Source organism: Hyphomonas sp. CACIAM 19H1 (genome assembly GCF_003325995.1).
In the GTDB taxonomy this organism is placed as follows: Bacteria; Pseudomonadota; Alphaproteobacteria; order Caulobacterales; family Hyphomonadaceae; genus Hyphomonas; species Hyphomonas polymorpha.
On sequence record NZ_CP016437.1, the window covers coordinates 3,008,521 to 3,030,253 of the forward strand.

The 21,733-nt window shown below is 64.0% G+C and carries 20 protein-coding genes; 14 read left to right on the forward strand and 6 right to left on the reverse strand.

What is annotated here, in order from left to right:
* Positions 1–30: 30 nt before the first annotated feature.
* Positions 31–1,197: an FAD-dependent oxidoreductase gene (locus tag BBF93_RS13980; protein ID WP_035600560.1), complete on the reverse strand. Its 1,167-nt coding sequence runs from the start codon at positions 1,195–1,197 to the stop codon at positions 31–33.
* A 23-nt stretch (positions 1,198–1,220) separates the two neighbouring features.
* Positions 1,221–1,484, reverse strand: a complete 264-nt coding sequence (locus BBF93_RS13985; protein WP_035600557.1) for a hypothetical protein — start codon at positions 1,482–1,484, stop codon at positions 1,221–1,223.
* 230 nt (positions 1,485–1,714) lie between these two features.
* Here BBF93_RS13985 and BBF93_RS13990 point away from each other — a divergent pair, with 230 nt between their 5' ends.
* The 5 genes from BBF93_RS13990 to BBF93_RS14010 all read left to right on the forward strand — a co-directional run bounded on the left by BBF93_RS13990 (position 1,715) and on the right by BBF93_RS14010 (position 7,757).
* The gene (locus BBF93_RS13990) at positions 1,715–2,791 is read left to right on the forward strand and encodes an extracellular solute-binding protein (protein ID WP_035600555.1); all 1,077 of its coding nucleotides are present in this window, start codon (positions 1,715–1,717) and stop codon (positions 2,789–2,791) included.
* Positions 2,792–2,823: 32 nt separating this feature from the next.
* A complete protein-coding gene (locus BBF93_RS13995; RefSeq protein ID WP_035600552.1) occupies positions 2,824–4,389 on the forward strand; it encodes an iron ABC transporter permease in 1,566 nt (521 codons plus the stop codon).
* Complete coding sequence (locus tag BBF93_RS14000) at positions 4,386–5,393, forward strand: ABC transporter ATP-binding protein (protein WP_114106335.1); 1,008 nt, start codon at positions 4,386–4,388, stop codon at positions 5,391–5,393. The genes BBF93_RS13995 and BBF93_RS14000 overlap by 4 nt, the downstream gene beginning before the upstream one ends.
* 91 nt (positions 5,394–5,484) lie before the next feature.
* The gene (locus BBF93_RS14005) at positions 5,485–6,918 is read left to right on the forward strand and encodes a M48 family metalloprotease (RefSeq protein WP_035600547.1); all 1,434 of its coding nucleotides are present in this window, start codon (positions 5,485–5,487) and stop codon (positions 6,916–6,918) included.
* An 89-nt stretch (positions 6,919–7,007) separates the two neighbouring features.
* Positions 7,008–7,757 carry a DsbA family protein gene (locus BBF93_RS14010; protein WP_035600545.1) on the forward strand — a complete coding sequence of 250 codons (750 nt, stop codon included), beginning with the start codon at positions 7,008–7,010 and terminating at the stop codon, positions 7,755–7,757.
* Here the strand turns inward: BBF93_RS14010 and BBF93_RS14015 are convergent, their stop codons facing one another.
* Complete coding sequence (locus BBF93_RS14015; protein WP_035600543.1) at positions 7,758–8,720, reverse strand: UDP-glucuronic acid decarboxylase family protein; 963 nt, start codon at positions 8,718–8,720, stop codon at positions 7,758–7,760.
* A gap of 77 nt (positions 8,721–8,797) precedes the next feature.
* Positions 8,798–9,232, reverse strand: coding sequence for an alternative ribosome rescue aminoacyl-tRNA hydrolase ArfB (arfB, locus tag BBF93_RS14020; protein ID WP_035600541.1), 435 nt, complete (start codon positions 9,230–9,232; stop codon positions 8,798–8,800).
* A 140-nt stretch (positions 9,233–9,372) separates the two neighbouring features.
* On the opposite strand from arfB, the gene BBF93_RS14025 reads away from it, so the two are divergent.
* From BBF93_RS14025 to BBF93_RS14040, 4 genes are all read left to right on the forward strand, one after another.
* Positions 9,373–9,888, forward strand: coding sequence for an RcnB family protein (locus BBF93_RS14025; RefSeq protein WP_162786574.1), 516 nt, complete (start codon positions 9,373–9,375; stop codon positions 9,886–9,888).
* Positions 9,889–10,030: 142 nt separating this feature from the next.
* Positions 10,031–10,441 (forward strand): NUDIX domain-containing protein, encoded by a 411-nt coding sequence (locus BBF93_RS14030; protein ID WP_035600538.1) that lies wholly within the window; start codon positions 10,031–10,033, stop codon positions 10,439–10,441.
* Between the two features lie 311 nt (positions 10,442–10,752).
* A complete protein-coding gene (locus BBF93_RS14035) occupies positions 10,753–11,784 on the forward strand; it encodes a hypothetical protein (protein WP_157532871.1) in 1,032 nt (343 codons plus the stop codon).
* Positions 11,785–11,814: 30 nt separating this feature from the next.
* A complete protein-coding gene (locus tag BBF93_RS14040) occupies positions 11,815–13,461 on the forward strand; it encodes a ShlB/FhaC/HecB family hemolysin secretion/activation protein (protein WP_084324355.1) in 1,647 nt (548 codons plus the stop codon).
* Here BBF93_RS14040 and BBF93_RS14045 read toward each other — a convergent pair.
* A complete protein-coding gene (locus BBF93_RS14045) occupies positions 13,449–14,621 on the reverse strand; it encodes an aminotransferase (protein ID WP_035600534.1) in 1,173 nt (390 codons plus the stop codon). The genes BBF93_RS14040 and BBF93_RS14045 overlap by 13 nt on opposite strands.
* A gap of 433 nt (positions 14,622–15,054) precedes the next feature.
* Here BBF93_RS14045 and BBF93_RS14050 point away from each other — a divergent pair, with 433 nt between their 5' ends.
* The 5 genes from BBF93_RS14050 (at position 15,055) to BBF93_RS19860 (ending at position 20,619) form a co-directional block, all read left to right on the forward strand.
* A complete protein-coding gene (locus tag BBF93_RS14050; protein ID WP_114106337.1) occupies positions 15,055–16,647 on the forward strand; it encodes a phosphoenolpyruvate carboxykinase in 1,593 nt (530 codons plus the stop codon).
* 161 nt (positions 16,648–16,808) lie between these two features.
* A complete protein-coding gene (locus BBF93_RS14055; protein ID WP_035600530.1) occupies positions 16,809–18,017 on the forward strand; it encodes an acetyl-CoA C-acyltransferase in 1,209 nt (402 codons plus the stop codon).
* Between the two features lie 135 nt (positions 18,018–18,152).
* On the forward strand, positions 18,153–18,890 hold the full coding sequence (locus tag BBF93_RS14060; protein WP_162786575.1) for a TlpA disulfide reductase family protein: 738 nt from the start codon (positions 18,153–18,155) through the stop codon (positions 18,888–18,890).
* A gap of 4 nt (positions 18,891–18,894) precedes the next feature.
* Entirely contained in the window at positions 18,895–19,413 is a 519-nt protein-coding gene (locus BBF93_RS14065) for a hypothetical protein (protein WP_114106339.1), read from the forward strand.
* 150 nt (positions 19,414–19,563) lie between these two features.
* Complete coding sequence (locus BBF93_RS19860) at positions 19,564–20,619, forward strand: hypothetical protein (protein WP_233349139.1); 1,056 nt, start codon at positions 19,564–19,566, stop codon at positions 20,617–20,619.
* Here BBF93_RS19860 and BBF93_RS14075 read toward each other — a convergent pair.
* Positions 20,603–21,550: a rhodanese-related sulfurtransferase gene (locus BBF93_RS14075; protein ID WP_114106340.1), complete on the reverse strand. Its 948-nt coding sequence runs from the start codon at positions 21,548–21,550 to the stop codon at positions 20,603–20,605. The genes BBF93_RS19860 and BBF93_RS14075 overlap by 17 nt on opposite strands.
* Positions 21,551–21,733 lie beyond the last annotated feature (183 nt).

Sequence of the window (21,733 nt, forward strand, 5' to 3'; positions counted from 1 at the left end):
CTTAAGGCGCGCGGGCAGGCACGTCCAGCGTCAGGCCGTCGCGGAACAGGCCCGGCGCGGGGTGAACGTAGCGGCAAGCGCGCCCGCGTCCTGCCCGAGAATCTGATCGGCAATGATCTGCGCCGTCACCGGTGCCAGCAGGATGCCATTCCGGTAATGCCCTGCCGCCACATAGACGCCCGGCGCCGCAGTCTCCCCGATGAAGGGCGCGTGATCGGGCGTTCCGGGGCGCACACCGGCCCACCGCTCGGTCACCAGCGCACCCGCGAGCGCCGGGCAGAGTTTCACGCCCTCGGCCCGCAGCGCCTCGATCACCTCGTCTTCCGGCGTATCGATCACCCGGCCGGTTTCCATCGTCGCCCCGATCACCACCTGCCCGCCACGCGGCACCAGATACACATGCCCCGCACGCACCACGCGCTGCGGCGCGCCCTCTCCGGCTGCCACCGACAGCATCTGCCCGCCATGGCAATCTATATCGTCCAGCGCCGTGTCCCAATTCACCAGGCTGTAGAGCGCGCCCTGCTCCTCCACCTTGATGACAGACGTTTCCCACCCCGCCGCCGCGATCACGGGGTCATGCCCCTCCAGCACAATGCGTCCGCCGCTGGATCTGAGCGGCGCAGGCCCGTCCACAAAGCTCACACGCGGATTGGCCATGAGGGCCGCCAGCAGCGCGGTCACCGTCCGGCGATTGTCCACGCGGGTATCGGTCTCAAGCTCCAGCCCGCCCAGAACCTCACCGGAAAGGGCGGGTTCAAGCCTGCGAACGTCTTCGCCACTGAGCGCCCTGTGCGCCACCCCGCGCGCGGCGAGTACCCGCCCGATTGCCGCCAGATGCGCCGCCTCGCCTGCCTCCATCGCCACGGCCAGCGCCGGGGCAGGCTCAAAACCGGACGGCAGGCCAGAGGCGCGCTCAATCTCGGCGGCGAAGTCCGGCCACAAGTTTGCGCTCTCAAGGCAAAGATCGAACAGCCGGGGGTGAACGCCCGCCTCAGCCGCCGCCTCGAAGGCCGGGGCAATCATGCCGGCCGCAGCCCAGCTTGCGCCGCGCCCGCATGCCCGCGTGTCAAAAAGGGTAACCTGTGTGCCACGGCGAAACGCCAGCTCGAACGCAAGGCTGAGGCCAATAATGCCCGCGCCAATGATGGCGACCCGTGGCTGAGAGGAAGAATTACGCGAACCGGCCCTGATCATGGGGGCCTTTTAGGCGCGCAGTGTCAGTACGGAAAGTGGGCGACCTGAAGCCCGGTCTCGGTCATCCAGAAATTGCAGAAGGCTTCGGCCGCTTCACGGCTCTGGAAAATCAGCTGTTTCAGGCGCTCGCCCGCCGGGCCAAAACCCGTGCGCACCATCAGTTCCAACGATGCGGCATCCCACTGCCCCATCGCATCCTGCTTTTCCACGAACGCGTCGATCAGAGCAGCAAGGCGCAGATCTTCGTCCGAAGACGCTATATCGAAGTCGACGATGACATCCGTCATTCCACCACCCGTCTATTCGTTACCAGTCTATTAACAGACTGTACCAGAAGCCTGAAGTGTTTTCGCAACTGCAAAAACTCTGCCATTGCCCCGTTGGTTCCCTGTAACTTCCGGAAACAGCAGGGATCATGGGCGGTCTGTGCAATATTTGGGCAAAACGTCGCGACATCACAGAGTTGCGATTCATTCTCAAACATGGTTTGGTCCCGCCAGCTCTTAAGGAACCTGATATGAAACGTATTCTCGCCGTTGCCGGTCTGGCGCTCGCCCTTGCGGCTTGCGGCAATCCGGATGCGCCAAGCGCGCCGGAAACGCCCGCCGCCGTCGAAGAAACCGCCGCACCGGCGGCCGGCCTCAACGGCACGATCAATGTCTATTCCGCGCGTCACTATGATTCCGACAAAGCGATGTACGCCGCCTTCGAGGCTGAGACCGGCATACGCGTGAATGTCCGCGAATCCGGCGCGCCCGAACTTCTGGAAACGATGAGGGCCGAGGGCTCGCGCTCTCCTGCGGATGTTATCATCGCGTCGGATGCCGGCGCGCTTTACCGCTTCCAGGAAGCTGGCTTCACGCAGGGCGTCACTTCCGAAAAACTCTCCGCCGCCATTCCCGCCCAGCTGCGTGAAAAAGACGGCCATTGGTTCGGCCTCACCAAACGCTACCGCATCATCGTTTATGATCCCCAGGTCGTTTCGGCCGATGAAGTTGCCACCTATGCCGATCTCGCCGATCCGCGCCTGAAAGGCGAAGTCTGCGTGCGATCGTCCACCAATATCTACAACCTCTCCCTGATGGGCGAGCTTATCGGCCGCAACGGTCCTGAAGCCGCAGAAGAATGGGCAAAAGGCGTCGTCGCAAACTTCGCCCGCAAGCCGCAGGGCGGCGACACCGCCCAGATTGAAGCAGTCGCTGCCGGCGAATGCGCGGTTGCCCTCGTCAACCACTACTACTGGGTGCGCCTTGCCACCGGCACGCCGGAAGAGCGGCTGAAGACGGCCAAGACCCAGCTCTCCTTCCCTGATCAGAACGGCAATGGCACCCATGTGAACGTCGTCGCTGCTGCGGTTGCCGCCAACGCGCCATCCCCGGATCTTGCCATCCAGTTCATCGAATACCTCGCCACCCCCAAGGGCCAGGAGCTGCTGACCACCGAGAACAAGGACTTCCCCATTGTTGCCGGTGCTACAGTTCCGGCCGGCCTCGAACAGGTGACCGGCTTCGAGGAAAGCGACTTCCCCCTCACGGAGCTGGGCACGCATCAGGCAGAGGCGCAGGCGATCTTTGATCGCGCGGGCTGGAACTGACACAGGCCACCGCCATTCCGATCTCAAGACAGGTGCCGGCGCTCGTCGCCGGCATCGTCATTGCGGTGCCTGTGATCATGGTGCTGCTGGCCGGCCTGTTTGACGGCGGCGGCCCCACCTGGACGCATATCCGCGAGACGCTGCTGCTGCGCTATCTGGGCGGCACAATCAGCGTGCTTGCGCTCACCGGCGCGCTCTGCCTGCTGTTTGCCGTGCCGGCCGCCTGGCTGGTCACCATGTTCCGCTTTCCGGGCCGGGCCGTGTTCGAATGGCTGCTGATCCTGCCGCTGGCCGCGCCGGGCTATGTGCTCGCCTATGCCTGGGCAGACCTTGCCGGGGTGGGCGGCCCGCTCCAGTCCGCCCTGCGCGACGTAACCGGCTGGTCGGCGCGCGACTACTGGTTTCCGGACATCAGCTCCCTGCCGGGCCTCGCTTTCGTCCTGGCCTGCACTCTCTATCCCTACGTGTATCTCACCGCGCGCTCGGCGTTCGTGTCCCAGTCGGTCTGCGCCCTTGAGGCGGCCCGCAGCCTCGGCGCCAGCCCCGGGCGCAGCTTCTGGGCGGTTGCCCTGCCCGCCGCCCGCCCGGCCATCGCCGCCGGGCTTGCCCTTGCCCTGATGGAGGCGGCAGCCGATTATGGCGCCGCCGAGTTCCTGGGCGTTCCCACCCTTACCTTCGGCATCGTCCGCGCCTGGAAAAGCTTTGGCGAGCCCGCCGCCGCTGCCCGGCTGGCCTTCGTGCTGATCGGCGTGATCGCCGTCCTCATCCTCACCGAGCGCTGGGGGCGGGGCCGCGCGGGCAGCCAGCATTCCTCCATCCGCTGGCGGCACGTCTCGCGCACGCAATTGACCGGCCTGCCCGCTCTTGGGGCCAGCCTGTCCTGTTTTGTCCTGTTTCTGATCGCGTTTGGCCTGCCGGTGGGCCGCCTTGTCTGGAGAAGTATCGAGACGGGCACCCGCGCAGCGCCCATCTGGGACGCCCTGGTAAACTCGGTGATGCTGGCTGGCGCTGGCGCGATCTTCGCCTTTGTCCTCGCCCTGATGATCGTACTGGCCGCCCGCGCCAAAGGCCCGGCAGCTCTTTTTGCCCGCGCCAGCGCTGTCTCCGGCTACTCCATCCCCGGCGCTGTTCTTGCGCTCGGGGCCCTTGCAATCATTGCGCTTTTCCCGGTTACCCTCTCTGGCGGCGTGGCCCTTCTTGCCCTCACCTGGGTCTATGCCTCCCGCTTCACCGCTGCCGGAACCGAACCGATGGCCGCCGCCCTTGCCCGCGCGCCCGCCTCTCTCTCCAATGCCGCCCGCAGCCTCGGCGCCAGCCCCACCCGCCAGGCCTTCGAGGTTGACCTTCCCATCGCCCTTTCCGGGGCAGCGGTCGCCGCCCTCATCCTTTTCGTTGAGGCCTTGAAAGAACTGCCGGCCACCCTGATGTTGCGGCCCTTCAACTGGGATACCCTGTCCGTGCGCGCCTATGCCTATGCCAGCGACGAACGCCTTGCCGCTGCCGCGCTGCCGGCTTTGCTGATTACGGCAGCGGGTCTTGTGCCGGTGATCCTCCTCTCCTGGCAGCTTTCCCGCTCCCGCCCCGGTGAGGATCAATGAGCGCGCCTCTTTCTGCTCATGGGGTAACCCGCCGCTATGGCGACCGTGCGGTTGTCGATGGCGTCAGCCTCAGCCTGCCCCCAGGCCAGATCACCGCGCTGCTCGGCGGCTCCGGCGCTGGCAAGTCTACTCTGCTGCGCCTGCTGTCAGGTCTTGAAGGCGTAGATGAAGGCGAAATCCGCCTCGGCGAGGAAATTCTCTCTGCGCCCGGCCGCACGGTGCCCGCCGAAAAACGCCGCATTGGCCTGATTTTCCAGGATTTTGCCCTCTTTCCCCACCTCACCGCGGCGCGCAATGTCGCCTTCGGCCTGAAGCATCTGCCCAAGGCTGAGGCTGCGGCCCGCGCGCAGGCCTGGCTCGCCCGCCTCGGCCTTGAGCCGCGCGCCAATGCCTATCCGCATGAGCTTTCCGGCGGCGAGCAGCAGCGCGTTGCCATCGCCCGCGCTCTGGCGCCGGAGCCTGCCGCCATCCTGATGGATGAGCCGTTCTCGGGCCTCGACCCCAGCCTGCGCGACAGCGTGCGCGACGCCGCCCTCGACGCCATTCGCGCCGCCGGTATCCCCGCCCTGCTGGTCACGCATGATCCCGCCGAAGCCCTGGAACATGCAGACCGCATTGCGATCTTGAGCCAGGGTAAGCTGTTGCAGGAAGGCGCGGCCAGCGAGATCTACACCCGCCCCGTCAGCGCCGCCGTGGCAGGCGCCCTTGGCCCCCTGAACCGTTTTCCAGCCGGCACCGCGCCGGCCGGCCTTCTCAATGGACAGGATCCCGGCGCGCTGATCCTGGTGCGGCCGGAAGGCGTCTGCATCGACCCGGCTTCGCCGATCCGCGCCACTATCCTCTCTGCCCGCATGACCGGGCCGCTGACGCGCCTGACGCTGGACCTCAAGGGCCTGAAACTGACCGCGCTTGTCCCGCCGATGTCCGGAATTGTCCAGGGAACGGAAACCGGGGTCCGCCTCGATCCGGCCCTCACGTTCACTTTCGCGTCAGGCAAAGTCTGACAAATCAGTTAGACCGCAAGGGGCACCTCGCCATACGCGCGGCAAAGTCCTAATCTAACATGGTCATTGCAATGACCACAGGAGCCGCTTCGTGGCACACAAAGTCATCCGGATCGCAACCGCGGTCGCCGCAACGGCGATCATGGCCTTCAGCGCGTCAGCCCAGAGCCTGATCCGCGATGCCGAGATCGAGGAAACCATCCGCGAATGGACCGACCCGATTTTGGAAGTCTCCGGCCTCGTTCCCGAGGATGTCGGCATCTACATCATCAACGACCCCTCGCTGAACGCCTTTGTCGCCAACGGCCAGCGCATCCACATCCATACCGGCCTGATGATCGCGGCCGAAACACCCGGCCAGATCAAGGGCGTCATCGCCCACGAAACCTGCCACATCGCCTGCGGCCATACTGTCTCGCGCTCGCGTGCGGCGGGCGTTGCCATGCGCCCGGCCCTCCTGTCGATCGGCCTTGGCCTGCTCGCCATTGCGGCGGGCGAAGGCGGCGCAGGCGCGGCCCTGATCGGCAGCTCGCAGCAGTTCGCTGCCATCAACTTCTTCACGCACACCCGCCCCGAAGAAGCGTCTGCGGATGCCCACGCCGTCAAATACCTTGCCACGCTGGGGCAATCCCCCGCCGGTATCGTCGAATTCTTCGAGAACTTCCGCTATCAGGAAGTGATGTCGGAAGCGCGCCGCTATCCGTATTTCCGCGCCCACCCGCTGGCGTCCGACCGTATCCGCACAACCCGCGCCCTGGCTGAAGCCACCGGCCTGATGGACGTTCCGCCTACGGACCGGGAATTGCAGCAATACCAGATGCTCCGGGCCAAGCTGGTCGGCTTCCTCGACTCCCCGGTGAAAGTGCGGCGTGATTATCCGGCAACCGACACCAGCAAGCCTGCCCGTTATGCCAGAGCGATCTCTGCTTACCGCGCTGCCGATATCCAGTCCGCCATGCGCGATATCGACTCGCTCCTCGCCGAGGAGCCCGAAAACCCTTACTTCCACGAACTCAAGGGCCAGATCCTGTTCGAGAGCGGACGGGTTGCTGACTCGGTCGAGCCGCACAAACGCTCCCTGGAGCTGAAGCCCGGCCAACCCCTGCTGCTGATCAACTATGCCCGCTCCCTCAACGCGCGGGATGATGAGGGCGATGTGCAGCTGGCTGAAGTGGCGCTGCGCGATGCGCTCATCGCGGAGCCGGACAACGCCTTTGCCTGGGCGCAGCTGGCAATCACGATGGAGAAGCAGGGCCGCCGCCCCGAAGCGCAGCTGGCCACTGCCGAGTCCGCCTATTGGGTGGGCGATATCGTGCGGGCCAACAGCTTTGCCCACCGCGCCGTAGACCAGCTGGAGCGTGGCACGCCCAACTATCGCCGGGCTGACGACATTCTCCTGATCACCGATCCGAACAATCCGGAGAACCGGGAATTCTACCAGCGCCAGAACCGTGGCCAGCGCCTGTCCATCGAAACCAGCAACCGCGACATGCCATTTGGCGATTTCTCGCGTCAGCGCCCCTGAGGGCGCGGCTGATAAACCCTCTGTGAGGACGGGTGGACGCGCCCGGCGGCGTGCCTATAGTCCGGCCAGCTAAATCAGGGATTCCCGAAATGAACCGTACGCTTCGTCTTTCTCCTTTTCTCGCCCTCGGCTTTGCGGGCCTCGCGCTGCTGCCAGCCTGCGCGCAGGGCGGCGGCACGACCGACAGGGCGGAAGTGGAAAAGATCGTGGAAGAGTACATTCTCGCCAATCCCGAGATCATCGAGAAAGCGCTGATCGCCCTGACCGAGAAGGACCGTCAGGCCCAGGCCAGCGCGGCCAAGGCAGCCATTTCGGACAATGCCAGCGCCCTCTACAATGACAGCGCGGACTATTTCGTCGGCGACGCGGACGCGCCCGTCACCGTGGTTGAGTTCTTCGACTACCGGTGCGGTTACTGCAAACGCTCGGCGGAATGGACGGCCAATCTGCCGAAGACCTATGACGGCAATGTCCGCGTCGTGTTCAAGGAATACCCGATCTTCGGCGGCATCAGTGAAACCGCCGCCCTCGCCGCGCTCGCCTCCGGCCGACAGGGAAAATACATCGACATGCACCTTGCCCTGATGGCGCTCAAATCCAATGACGATCTGACGGAAAAGAAGATCGATGAACTGGCCATGCAGCTGGGCATCGATGTGCAGCGGATGCGCGCCGACATGAAATCCGACGGCGTGAAGAAACAGCTCGCCGACATGCAGGCTCTCGGCCGCAAGCTCAATGTGAATGGCACGCCGGGCTATTTCATCGGCGATCAGGCTATCGAAGGGGCAAACCTTCCCCGGATCGATGAAGTCATCCGCGCTGAAATCGCGGGCTGATCAGACCTTCATATTCCGGTCTGCCAGCAGCGCATCGAAATAGGCGATGGTCTTTGACAGGCCATCGCGCAACTCGACGGATGGCTCCCATTTCAGAAGATCGCGGGCCTTGGTGATGTCGGGCTGGCGCTGCCGGGGATCGTCCTGCGGCAGCGGGCGGAAAACGAGTTTCGATTTCGAGCCCGTCAGGTCGATCACATTCTCCGCCAGCTGACGGATGGTGAATTCGCTGGGATTACCGATGTTGATCGGCCCGGTCACGCTGTCGGGCGTCTCCATCAGGCTGATAAGACCGCGCACAAGATCGTCCACATAACAGAAGCTGCGCGTCTGCGAGCCATCGCCATAGAGGGTGATCTCTTCCCCCTTCAGCGCCTGGACAATGAAGTTGGAGACAACCCGCCCGTCATTGGGATGCATCCGCGGACCATAGGTGTTGAAGATGCGGGCCACCTTGATCCGCAACGCGTGCTGCCGGTAATAATCGAAGAACAACGTCTCGGCGCAGCGCTTGCCTTCATCATAGCAGGAGCGCGGCCCGATCGGGTTCACATTGCCCCAGTATTCTTCCGGCTGCGGATGAATGACAGGATCGCCATACACTTCCGATGTGGAGGCCTGCAGGATCTTGGCCTTCACCCGCTTGGCCAGCCCCAGCATGTTGATGGCGCCGTGAACGCTGGTCTTGGTGGTCTGCACCGGGTCAAACTGATAATGCACCGGGCTTGCCGGGCAGGCCATGTTGTAGATCTCGTCGACCTCGACATAGAGCGGGAAGCACACGTCATGCCGCATCAGCTCGAAGCGCGGATGGCCGATCAGATGGGACACGTTCATCCGGGTGCCGGTGAAGAAATTATCGACGCAGAGCACGGTGGCGCCCGCCTCCAGAAGCCGCTCGCAGAGGAACGAGCCGATAAAGCCGGCCCCGCCCGTAATCAGAACGCGCTTCTCAAGATGCATGGTCTTCAAATCCCGAACTCGAACAAAAATGCTGCTCAGCAGGGTCTACCGGATATCGCCCCTCGCAGGAAAGGCCCCTATTCCTCACCCGGCACATTACCGCGCAGGGATTTGACCTCGCTGCGGCGCTTCTTGGCGGCGATGCGCCGACGCACGCTGCCGGCGGTCGGCTTGGTGGCCACCCGGCGCTTGGGCGGGATGGAGGCTTTCAGGATCATCTCGGCAAGACGCTGGCGTGCAGCCGTGCGGTTCTGCACCTGGCTGCGATGCTCGCTCGCTTCCAGGATCAGGCGGCCATCGGCGGTGATACGGTTGGCATAGAGCTTTTCAAACCGCGCCTTCAGGCCCGCCGGCAGCGAGGAGGCCTGCACCTGCCAGGTCAGCTGCACCGCGCTCGATACCTTGTTCACATGCTGCCCGCCCGGGCCTGAGGCGCGCACGAAAGATTCGCTGAGTTCCCAAGCCGGGACGGTAATGGCCTCAGACACCCGCAGATCGCCGAATTCCGCCATGACATGATTCCTGAAGCAAGTGTTCAGCGGGAGTTCAGGCAATCGCCCGCACAAATCAACCTGCAATGCTGGATGTCCCAGCCTCCCGGATTGCCCGGCCCCTGAGCCGGCGGCCCGAAACCGTAAGATGGAGCAGCGCCATGCGCCTCAGCAAATCCTTTACGCGCCTCATTGCGGCAACCACTGCAGCCAGCCTTCTGGTTGCGCCCATGGCCTATGCCGACCGCGACCGTGGCGGCAAAGGCAAGCGCGGATACGAACGCGGCTATGACCGGGGACATGATCGCGGTTACGACCGCAGCCGCGGCCACAAGCATGATCACAAGTATCACTACCGCCACAGCTCCAAGCCGCATTATCATTACAGCCCACCGGTTCGCTATGTGCCGCCGCCGCGGTCTTCGGTAACGGTCACCTATGGCTACACCTACGGGCCTCACTATTATCGGGGATATGCGCCCCGCTACAATGTGGGCAGCTATTACGGTTATGCCCCGCGCACCGTCTACATCACCGAGTATGACCGGTATGGCCTCTATGCCCCGCCGAGCGGCTATCACTGGGTGCGCGACAATGACAGGGGCGATGCCATTCTCGCCTCTGTGGCAACCGGCGCCATCATTGGCCTCGTCGTGGGCGCGCTTGCCACCAACTGATCTCTTCGCCTCGTACCCCTGAAATGAGGCTCAGACACCCGGACCGGGACAAACCCCGGCTCCGGGTGTCTTTTTTGTTGCCGGAACCGCCCTAATCCGTGACAGAGCGCGGACATTTTCGGACAGATCAGGACACAGGCAAATGACAAAACCCGTCGAGGCCGGTTGCGGCGCCGCCATAGTGGATGCCGAGGGCAGGCTGCTGCTTATCCAGCGCCTTCGCCAGCCCGAGGCGGGCGCCTGGGGATTGCCCGGCGGCAAGATCGACTTTGGTGAACGCGCTGAGGACACCGCCCGGCGGGAGATCCAGGAGGAACTGGGGATCGTGATCGAGATCACCGGCCTGGCCTGTATCGCCGAAACGATTGATGCCGGCGATGGCCGCCATTGGGTGGCGCCGGTTTACGCTGCCCGGATTGTCTCGGGAGCGCCCGAAGTGATGGAGCCGGAGAAGCATGGCGGCTGGGGATGGTTTGCGCTCGATGCCCTGCCCGGCCCACTGACAAGCCCGGTCAGGGACTGGCTGAAGGCCCAAGGGCTCGCCGGCGTGTAATACCTAACGCGACAGCCAGAAATTGACGCGCTGGGCGCGCAACTTACAAAACCATCCAATTTTGAACGGCTATTTCCGGCGCAGCATTCAATTCTCCAGAAATGCCTTTTTATCCCTGTTTTTATGTTGTTTTTTCCATTACTGCGCCGCAAAATCCCGCCGTTTGGTAAAACAAAACGCTAAAATCGCGAAAAAACTGACGACGTTTAGGAAATCACATTCTCTCCAAGATAGCATTGTTGGCACCCGAGGCATTGCCAATTTTTTAGCCTCCGGTTGGGCCAGCGTGTCGATTCACGGAGGAGTGATCAATGCCCAAACTACCCATGACAGCAATCGCGCTGGTTGCCATCGCCGCTCTGGCTGCCTGCGAATCCAATGGCCATACCCGCTATGCCAGCATCGGCACCGTCGGCCCCGGTGGCTCGAACGGCGGCGACGGATCAGATGGCGGCAACGGCTCGGACGGCTCGGATGGACAAAACGGTGGTCCAGGTGTTCAGGGCCCACCCGGTCCCGCAGGCCCTGCCGGTCCTCAAGGCCCGGCTGGCCCCACCGGCCCGCAAGGTGAACCCGGCGGCAACTTCGCCCTGGGCGACACCGGTCTGATCGCCACCGGCGGCCTGGTTGGCCCGAGTGGTATCGGCGGCACCGGCCTGCTGGCCAACCTCGGCGACACCTCCACCAGTATCCCGGTCGTCTCCGATGTCAGCACGTCCGCCGGATCGATCATATCAGCGACCGGCACCAACCTCGACGCAGCCCTTGGCGAAACAAACCTTCCCACTGAGCTTGCTAGTGTAACCGGCGCTGTAACCCAGACGGTGACCAATCTGGGCGGCGCGCTGGAAAGCTTCGGCACTGACGGCGCTCCGCTTGTCGATGGGGTCACCTCTGCGGTCTCCCCGGTCCTGACGGCCAGCCTTGGCGGCGGCACCCTTGCCGGCGACGAGAGCGCCGGCTCGCTGATCGGCGTCAGCCTCCTGTCCCCAGACCAGCAGTCCGGCACGCTTGCCGAAATCGGGGTTGCGTCGGACGGCACTCTGCTGAGTGCGGATCTGTCGACCAGCACGGATACAGCTCTGGTGCTCGGCTCTGTGGCCAGCGTGGACCTTGGCCCGCTGACGGGCGGGGTGAACGACCTGCTGGGTGAGACGAGCCTTACCGAAGTCACCAGCCTGCTGGAGGGCGGCACTGTCGATAGCGGCCTTCTCTCCGGCCTGACTGCGCCGGTGCAGGATCTGCTGACCAGCGGCGGAGACGTCCCTGAAACACCCCTCACCCCTATCCTTTCCGGCACGACGGGACTTCTCGGCGGGCTGCTGGGCGGTGGTGCAAATTAGCCTACGGACACAACGAAAGAAGAAGACCATATGAGAAAGCGCCACGTTCGATTTTCACACACCCTGCTATTGAGCGTGGCGCTTTCCTCCCTTTACTCACCGGCAGCCCTGGCCGCCCCTCAGGCTACGCCGGACGAACGCCTCAATCCGGGCTCCCGCCCCGAAACGCCCGTTATTGATCCGGATACGGCAGAAGCGCCTGAGCGCGGCGTGGTGGATGTTGCCGCATCTGTGGCAACGGCCTCCGCCGTGCCAATTCGCGGCGTCCAGTTCAAGGGCACCGATGTGCCCGCCATTGTGGCAGAGGCCACCCAGCCCTTCCTGGGGCGGCCAGCCGATACGCAAACACTGAAAGAAATGGCAGCGGCCATGAGCGCCGCCTACAAGAAATCCAATGTAGCCCTCTTCACCCTGGCCATTCCAGCGCAGGATCTGTCGGACGGCGTGGTCGACGTGCTGATCGCCGAAGGCCATGTTTCTGAAATCATTACACGGACGGATGACGAAATCAGCGAGCGCCGTCAGTTGCGGGGGTATCTGCGCCCGCTCCTTACGGAAAAGCCCGCCACCCGCGAAAGTTTCGAGCGGGGCATGACCCTGGCGCGGCGCGAGGAAGGCGTGAAGGTAACCCCAGGTCTTCGCACCGCGCGCGAACCTGGCGCGGTGATCCTTGTGCTGGATGTGGAAGACAAGAAGGACGGCTTTGCGGTGGGCTATGACAGCCGCGAATCGCGGCTGGTCGATTCCGGTCGTTTCAGCGCATCCGGTTTCCTCTACAGCAAGCTGCGTGCGGGAGATGCCCTGCGCGGCCGCCTTTCTTTCACGCCGGACGGGCGCCAGTCCCGCTCTGCCAGCCTGCAATATACCACGCCGATCGGCACCGATGGCCTGACCCTGTCTGCCGCCGGCGCGTATCAGGAGACCCGGCCCACCTCCATACCCATTGAGGGCGACGCCACTTTCCTGACGGCGGGACTTGCCTATCCTGTGCTGCTGAACTTCACCCGGGACCTGACGGTCAACGCCTCCATCGACCATATTGAGAGCAGCAATTCGGCGCTGGGATCGGTGATTGCCGACGAAAACATCACCGCAGCGCGCTTTGGGGCACGCGGAACATGGGTAGCGCCCAAACGGTCTGCCAGCCTCAATCTCATTGTGGCGCAGGGGCTGGACGTTGGTGATGCCCGTTCGTCCGTGGCCGGATCGGATACGGCCTTCACCAAGGCAAACGCAACCGGCAGCTTCGTTCAGGCGATCGGGGAAGACCTCTTCCTCCGCCTGAAAGCCTCGGGACAATGGACCGACGACATTCTGCCCGCCAATGAGCGGCTGATGATCGGCGGCATCGAATACGGCCGGGGCTTCAGCAACGGGCTTATCAGCTTCGACAAGGGCTATGTGGTCTCGCTGGAGCCAGCCTGGCGGCCGCTGGATGAGGGTTCCTTTGCCCGCAGCGAAGTCTATCTGTTTGCCGATTATGCCGATGGCAGTCTGCTGGGCGCTGGCGGACAGACATTCGATCTCAGTTCTGCCGGTATCGGCACGCGCATTTCCTACAAGAAGTACGCCACCCTGGGGCTGGAATGGGCCGAGCCGCTCAGCCTGCCCGTGCGCGGGATCAATGAGGACGGCGTGTTCACCGTGACCTGGGCCCTGCGCTATCAGCCTGACTGAGGCAGCCTTTCGGCGAGCCGCGCGATCGCCGCATCGAGCACTTCATCCTTCTTGCAGAAGCAGAAGCGGATCATGTTCTGCGGCGGATTATCCCCGGCATAGAAGGCGCTGCACGGGACGGCAGCCACGCCCACTTCCACCGTCAGCCAGCGTGCGTAGTCCACATCGGTGGCAAAGGACGGTCCGGCGCCATCCGTCAGTACCGTGAGGAAGTAAGTGCCCTGCGCCGGCAGCACGGTGAACCCCACGCTGGCCAGCCCGGCTGCCAGCCGGTCGCGCTTTGCCTGCAGAGACGCAGCGAGGCTGGCATAATAGGCATCCTCCTTGCCCAGCGCATAGGCCACCGCCGCCTGCAGACCCGGCGGGGTTGTGAAGGTAAGGAACTGGTGAACTTTCGCGACGGTGGCGATCAGCTCCCGCGGGCCGCTGACATAGCCGACCTTCCAGCCGGTCAGGGAGAAGGTCTTGCCCGCCGAGCCGATGCGGAGGGTGCGCGCGCGCATCTCTGGCAGCGCGGCGATGGGGTGATGGGCGGCGCCGTCAAACACAAGATGTTCGTACACCTCATCGCAGAGAACATAAGCATCGTGCGCAAGGGCGAGGCGCGCGATGGCGGAAAGCTCCTCTCCGGCGAACAGCTTGCCGGTGGGGTTCATCGGCGTGTTCAGCAGCACCAGCTTTGTCGCCGGGCTGAAAGCGGCGGCGAGCGCGCCTTGCGGGACGTTCCAGCCGGGCGCCTCCAGCCGCACGATGCGCGGGACCGCGCCGCACTGGCGGATGATCGGCAGATAGCTGTCATACAGAGGCTCGAACACGACCACCTCATCGCCCGGCGCGAGCATTGCCATCAGGCATGCGGCAAGCGCCTCGGTGGCGCCGGAGGTTACCAAGGTCTCATCGCGCGCGTCATAGGCAAGGCCATAGAAGCGCCGGTCATGATCGGCCACCGCCTGGCGCAGGGCCGGAAGGCCGGTCATCGGCGGATACTGGTTCGGCCCCTCGATCACTGCCCGCGCAGCCGCCTCCCTTATATCCGCCGGGCCGTCCTCGTCGGGGAAGCCCTGCCCCAGATTGATGGCGCCATGCTCCGCCGCGAGGGCAGACATGGTGGTGAAGATCGTGGTGCCGAGGCCGGCGAAGTCTGGATTGAGCGGTTTCATGCCGCCCCGGTTTACAGAAGGCGCCGCCCGCGGGCAATCGAGGGGGCGCCCGCCCGCCACTACCGCCCGCCTTCGTCTGCCTACGGAGTTAACACCCATACAGGTTATCTTTTAAGGGAAGGCGGCCTCTCCTTCCCCCACGCCCATCCTGCCCGCTTGCCCGGAAATCGAAGGGATTAATGTGCCATTCTGGTCAGCCCTAGCTGCCTGAATTGGAGGCGCGAATTGAGAGCCCCCCAAAAATGACACCGGTGCCAAAATTTGACAACGGAAGACATCGGAGACTCAGCGTCATTAACCGCCAGAAATGCTGCGCTGCAGCCAAATTCGCATGGGCACGGATGTTGCAAAAGCTTCTCACGAAGCGCTAATGGGCCCCATGGTGCAAGGGCCGGGGCGCCCTAAGAGTTCGCTAAAATTCGAGGACAGCGTAATGAGCGATACCGTAGCAATCCTGGCCGAGCTGGGTGTGCAGACAAAATCCGTAAGGAAGAACTGGAACGAGGCACGCCTGTATGAAACGGCTGTGGCCGCTGGCGAGGCCCGCGTGGCCAAAGGCGGCGCCCTGGTCGTGGAAACCGGGCAGCACACCGGCCGGTCTGCCAAGGACAAGTTCACGGTCCGCGATGCGACGACCGAGAAAACCGTCTGGTGGGACAACAACGCCTCAATGACGCCGGAGCAGTTCGAAGCTCTGTGGACGGACTTCAAGGCCCACCTTGCCAAGCAGGACATGTATTCGCAGGACCTCTTCGGCGGCGCTGACCTGGACTATCGCCTGCCTGTCACCGTGGTGACTGAATTTGCCTGGCACTCCCTCTTCATCCGCCACCTGCTCCGTCTTCCGACGGCAGACGAACTGGCCGGTTTCAAGACGGAATTCACCATCATCAACTGCCCGAGCTTCCGCGCTGACCCGGCCAAGCATGGCTGCCGCAGCGAGACGGTGATCGCCGTCAACTTCGCCAAGCGCCTCGTGCTGATCGGTGGCACGTCCTATGCCGGCGAGACGAAGAAGTCGGTGTTCACCATCCTCAACTATCTGCTGCCCAATCAGGGCGTGATGCCGATGCACTGCTCGGTCAACACATCTGACAAGGACGACGCCGCGATTTTCTTCGGCCTGTCGGGCACCGGCAAGACCACCCTTTCGGCAGACGCCTCGCGCACGCTGATCGGCGACGATGAGCATGGCTGGTCGGAGAACGGCCTCTTCAACTTTGAGGGCGGCTGCTACGCCAAGATGATCAAGCTCTCGCCCGAGGCCGAGCCTGAAATCTACGCCACCACGAAACAATGGGGCACCGTGCTCGAGAACGTCGTGATGGACCCCACCACGCGCGAACTCGACCTCGACTCCGCAGCGCTGGCTGAAAACTCCCGCGGCGCCTACCCGATCGAAGCGATCCCGAACGCTTCGCTGACAGGCCGCTGTGGCCAGCCGAAAAACCTGATCATGCTGACGGCAGACGCCTATGGCATCATGCCGCCGATCGCCAAGCTGACCCCGGCCCAGGCGATGTATCACTTCCTCTCCGGCTACACCGCGCGTGTGGCTGGCACGGAGAAAGGCGTGACCGAGCCTTCGGCCACCTTCTCCACCTGCTTCGGCGGCCCGTTCATGCCGCGCCACCCGTCCGAATACGGCAACCTGCTGCGCGAACTGATTGCCCGCTACAACGTCGATTGCTGGCTCGTCTCCACCGGCTGGACCGGCGGCCCGTATGGCCAGGGCAGCCGGATGCCGATCAAGGCAACCCGCGCCCTGCTCAACGCTGCCCTCGATGGCTCGCTCAACACGGTCGAATTCCGCAAGGATGAGACCTTCGGCTTCCTCGTGCCGGTCTCCGTGCCCGGCGTCGACGCCAAGATCCTCGACCCGCGCAGCACCTGGGTCGATCCGGCCGCTTACGACAAGCAGGCGGCAAAACTGGCTGAAGAGTTCGTGGCCAACTTCAAGAAATTCGAAGCCTATGTGGACGAGGCCGTGAAAGCCTCCGCCCCCAAGCCGAAGGTCACCGCGTAAGCGCTTCTGACCGCTCCGAACAATCAAGCCCGCCAGCCCAGCGCTGGCGGGCTTTTTGCTGCGACCAATGAACGTTGACGTAAAGGGAAGGCTTCCGTTCGGGCAATTCCCTCACTAGGGTGCGCCGCACAAAGACGTGAGCATCGAACAAGGAGGAAGCCATGCGTGAAGCCGTAATCGTTTCAACAGCCCGTACTGCCCTGACCAAAGCTGGTCGCGGCGCCCTGAATGACACCCACGGCATCACCATGGCCGGCCATGTGATCAAGGGCGCGCTGGAGCGTGCTGGCGTCGAAGCGGCCGCCGTGGAAGACGTATTCCTTGGCTGCGCCGCCCCCGAAGGTGCCACCGGCCACAATGTGGCCCGCAACGCCGCGCTTGCCGCTGGCTGCCCGTCCACCACATCGGGCGCCACCATCAACCGCTTCTGCTCCTCGGGCCTGCAGGCCATCGCCAACGCCGCTCACACCGTGATCAACGAAGGCGCAGCCGTCACCGTGGGCGGCGGCGTGGAGAGCATCAGCCTCGTCCAGGGCTCGGGCCAGTCCAACCGCTACAAATACTTCGAACCGGAACTGGCCAAGACCTGGCCGGCCATCTGGATGACGATGATCGAAACCGCCGAGATCGTCGCCGAGCGCTATGGCGTCAGCCGCGAATACCAGGACCAGTATTCGGTCGAGAGCCAGCGCCGCACGGCCGAGTTCCAGCAGAAGGGTTACATGGCCGAGGAAATCGTGCCGCTGAAAACCCGCATGAAGCTGGTCAACAAGGAAACCAAGGAAGAAACCTTCGAGGACGTGATCGCCGACCGCGACGACTGTAACCGTCCGGGCACGACCTATGAGATGGTCGCTGGCCTGAAGCCGGTCTTCTCCGGCGGCATGGTCGTCAAGGAAGGCAAGTTTGTCACCGCCGGCAACGCTTCGCAGCTGTCCGATGGCGCCGCTGCCGTGGTCGTCATGGAAGCCAAGGAAGCCGCCCGCCGTGGCCTGAAGCCGCTCGGCCGCTTTGCCGGCTTCAACGTGGCGGGTTGCGACCCGGACGAAATGGGCATCGGCCCGGTCTTCGCCGTTCCGCGCCTGCTGGAGCGCCATGGCCTGAAGGTGGACGACATCGACCTGTGGGAACTGAACGAAGCCTTCGCCTCGCAGTGCCTCTACAGCCGCGACCGTCTCGGCATCGACCCCGCGAAATACAACGTCAATGGCGGCGCCATCTCGATCGGCCACCCCTTCGGCATGACCGGCGCACGCTGCACCGGCTCCATCCTGCTGGAAGGCCAGCGCCGCAAGGCCAAGTGGGGCGTTGTCACCATGTGCATCGGCGGTGGCATGGGCGCTGCCGGCCTGTTCGAAATCTACAGCTAAGCCTGAGGCTTCAGTGACGAATTGCGAAGGGCGGCCCAAAAGGCCGCCCTTTTGCTTATGGGTCGGTTGAGGATAGCTGCCTTCATCCGGTCACCGGTTGATGGCACGCTTCAGGGGTTAACCGGAGTCATGCCGATGAAAGCTTTCCTGATTGCGCTCGCCGCCGCCGCGATGCTCAGCGCCTGCGGGCCCGCCCCACAGCCTGATCTGGCCAGCGCGCCCGAAGCGGCGACCGGCGAGAGCGCCGGCCCAAAGGCACAAGGCTTCATCACGCAGAACGCCGCTCCCCCGGAAGGCGCCGCCGACCCCAAGGGCGACGGCGTGTTCCGCGACGATTACGGCCGGCCCTTCCAGTATGCCCTGCTCGGCCAGAAGCTGCCGGAGTTTACCGCGCCCACGTCTGATGGCGGAACCTTCAGCTCGGCTGACATTTCGCGCTGGACCGTAATCGATGTGTGGGGCGCCTGGTGCGCAGACTGTGTGGCCGATGGCCCCTATGTCGATGCGCTCGCCCGCGCCATCGCGCAGGATCCCGACCTCGACTTCCTGTCGATCCATGTGCCGGCCAACGCCAACCGCGCCACGCCGGAGGAGCTTTACGGCAAGTATGGCTCGCTGGAGGCGTATTTCGCATCGGCGGGCTATTCGGTGCCGTCGGTGGTGCTGGATAATGATGCGAGCCTGCGCCAGCTGCTGCAGATCAGCTGGACGCCGAGCTATCTGCTAGTGTCCCCGGACGGCGTGGTGCGCGGCTTCCGCACCGATTTGCGCGTGATCGAGGATCAGCCGGTGAAGACCTTCATCCAGGATATTGCCGAAGTGAGAAAAGAGGTGCGGGACCTTCTCGCCTCTACCCCTTCTGACATAGAATGAGGGGATGACCCACCCGGCCCTGCCCGCCCTCTCTCTGTGTCTGGCGCTGATCCTGGCTGCCTGCGGGACGCCTGTCGGCCAGTCCGGCGGTGAAGCGGCCTACTTCATCGGGCCCGAGGGCGCCGCCAATCTGACGGCTGAGACGCCCTTCACCGTGCCGGCCCTTGAGCGCGCCTTTCTTGGGTTGGACGTGGTGACGATCCCTGATGCGGACATGCCGGCCTTTCATGTTCGCGAGGCGGGCAGCACCGCGCCGCTCTATGTTGTGACGCCAGACTGGACACGCGGCTATGCCGGGGCGGTGGCCACCACCTCACCCGATGTGGCCGGTCCCGGCGGGGTTCGCGTAGGGGCAAGCCGTCTTGCCGATGTGCCCGAAGCGCTGAAGACCCGCTGCGCGCCGCCCCCTACGGTCAGCGACATAGGACTGGTCTGCGAGAGCCCGCATTTCCGCCTTGAGTTCAGGGGCACCGGCGCCGATCCGCTGCTGGCTCGCCAGACTTACCTGCCTCCGGTGCCCTGAAATCACTCGCCTGTGACGCGAAAGATGGTTGACCAAACCGTAATGCAGCCACGCGGCGCCTCTGCGTGGATGCAAGGTTTGAATCTTCCGCGCTGACCGGCTAGTCCTATGCGCGGTGATGAACAAAACGGATGAGAAGGCGGGAAAAGAATGCTGCATCCTTCGACCAAGAAGCTGATCGACAAGCTGGGCGAGATGACGCGCAAGCAGCGCGTCTCCTGGATCGAGGGAGAGAACGGCACCATCGTTCATGACACCGAAGGTTACCGCGTCGTGCTGACGCCGGAGCCTCATGGCGTGATCCTGACTGATGCCGTAGGCCGCGAGATAGAGACCTGCAGCCCCGAGGAAATCGCCGACGAGAAAGACGCGGCCGGGCGCCCTTATGCCCTGTTCATCGGGGAGCTGTTCCGCGAGGCCCACCGCCATGCGCGCGGCGCCGAAAAGGCGATCCGCACGCTGCTGGCGGGGCTGGAAGCGGCCGATGAAAAACCTGAAACTGTCGCGGCCGCGCCTGAACCGGAGCCGGAGCCGGAAACAGTGACCGACGAGACGACCTCTCTGGACGGGGAAACGGCCATCACGGCTGCCGTGGCGACGCTGGCTGACCAGATCAACAACACCGCGCCGATGGCCGGGCCGGAAGTCGCCGTGGCGCCTCAGCCGGAAGCTGAGCCCCAGCCTGAGCCGGAGCCCCCGCCGGAGCCCGACTTTGTAGCTGCCACGCCAGAACCGGCACCGGAACCTGAAGCCGAGCCAGCCCCTCTGCTGCATGCGCTGCCGGCGGCCTATGCCGAAACCGAGGACGCCGCCGAAGAGGCCCCGGAAGAAACGATGGAGGAGGCCGCTGCGCTGGCCGCGCCAGAGACTGAACCAGAGGCTGAGCCAGAGCCTGAACCTGTTGCCGTTGCAGCAGCACCCGAGCCGGAGCCCGTCCCTGCGCCGGCGCCGATGCAGCAGCGTTTCTCGCTGTCGGGCATTCCCTATGGCGTCGGGTTTGCGGGCACGCAGGCCGTGCCAGCCCCCGAAGAAAAGCCTGCAGAAACAAAGCCTTCAGAGCCGCGCACACTGATCATCGACGGCACCGAAGACCTGCCCGACGTGATGCCGCAGCTGGACGATGCGCCGCTGGCGCCCCGCCGGGCCGAGAGCGAGGACACGGACGCCCCGCCAGCCATTCCGCGCCGGTTTAATCCCTGGAATTAAAAGAGTTTTCTGCGCGCGGGCCGACATGGGCCTGGCCGCGTTTCTTCGCCAGCTCGATCTGCTTCTGCCGCTCGGCAAAGCGGGCGCGCTGAGAATCTGTCATCTTTTCAATGCAGTGCGGGCAGGACACGCCTTCGACATAGGCGGGGTCTTTTCGCTGCATTTCCGAGACAGGATGGCCGCAGGCATGGCACAGGACGTGACTGCCCGGGGACAAATCCGGACAAACAGAGACACGTTCGTCAAAGACAAAACACTCCCCGCGCCAAAGGCTGCCCTCGGCGGGCACCTCTTCGAGATATTTCAGGATGCCGCCTTCCAGATGGAACACGTCGTCGATGCCCTCGGCCTTCACAAAGCTCGTCGCCTTTTCGCAGCGGATGCCGCCGGTGCAGAACATGGCGATCTTCGGCTTGCGGCCTTCCGCTTCCAGCTTCTCCCGGAACTGGCGGAACCAGGCGGGGAATTCGCGGAAGGTTTCGGTCTGCGGATCAATGGCGCCCTCGAAGGTGCCGATGGCGACTTCATAATCGTTGCGCGTGTCGATCAGAACGGTGCCCGGATCTGAAATCAGCGCGTCCCAGTCCTGCGGCTTCACATAGGTGCCAACGAGGCTGTTGGGATCGGTGCCCGGCACGCCCATGGTGACGATCTCGCGCTTCAGGCGCACCTTGAGGCGCAGGAAGGGCATCTCATCTGCCTCTGAAAACTTCGCCTCCAGCGTCTCGGCGCCGGGCAGCGCGCGCAGGGTGGCGAGGGCTTCGGCGATGGCCTCAGGCGTGCCCGCGAGGGTGCCGTTGATGCCTTCTTCGGCCAGCAGCAGCGAGCCCTTGATGCCAAGGCCGCACAGCTTCGCCGCGAGGGCCTGGCGGCGCTCGGCATAGTCCGGAAAGCGGAAGAATTTGTAGAGGGCGGCAATCTGGATCGTCATGGCCCGCCTTATGACAGAAGGCAGCGCCCGCGAAAACGGGGGAATCCCTTATGCGCCAGCGTTGGGAATGCCCGCTCTATCCTTCGACTTCGCTCAGGATGAGCTCAGAGCCGTCCGCCAGAGAAGCTCATCCTGAGCGAAGTCGAAGGATGAGCGGGCGCACATTCCTCACGCCAGCACCAA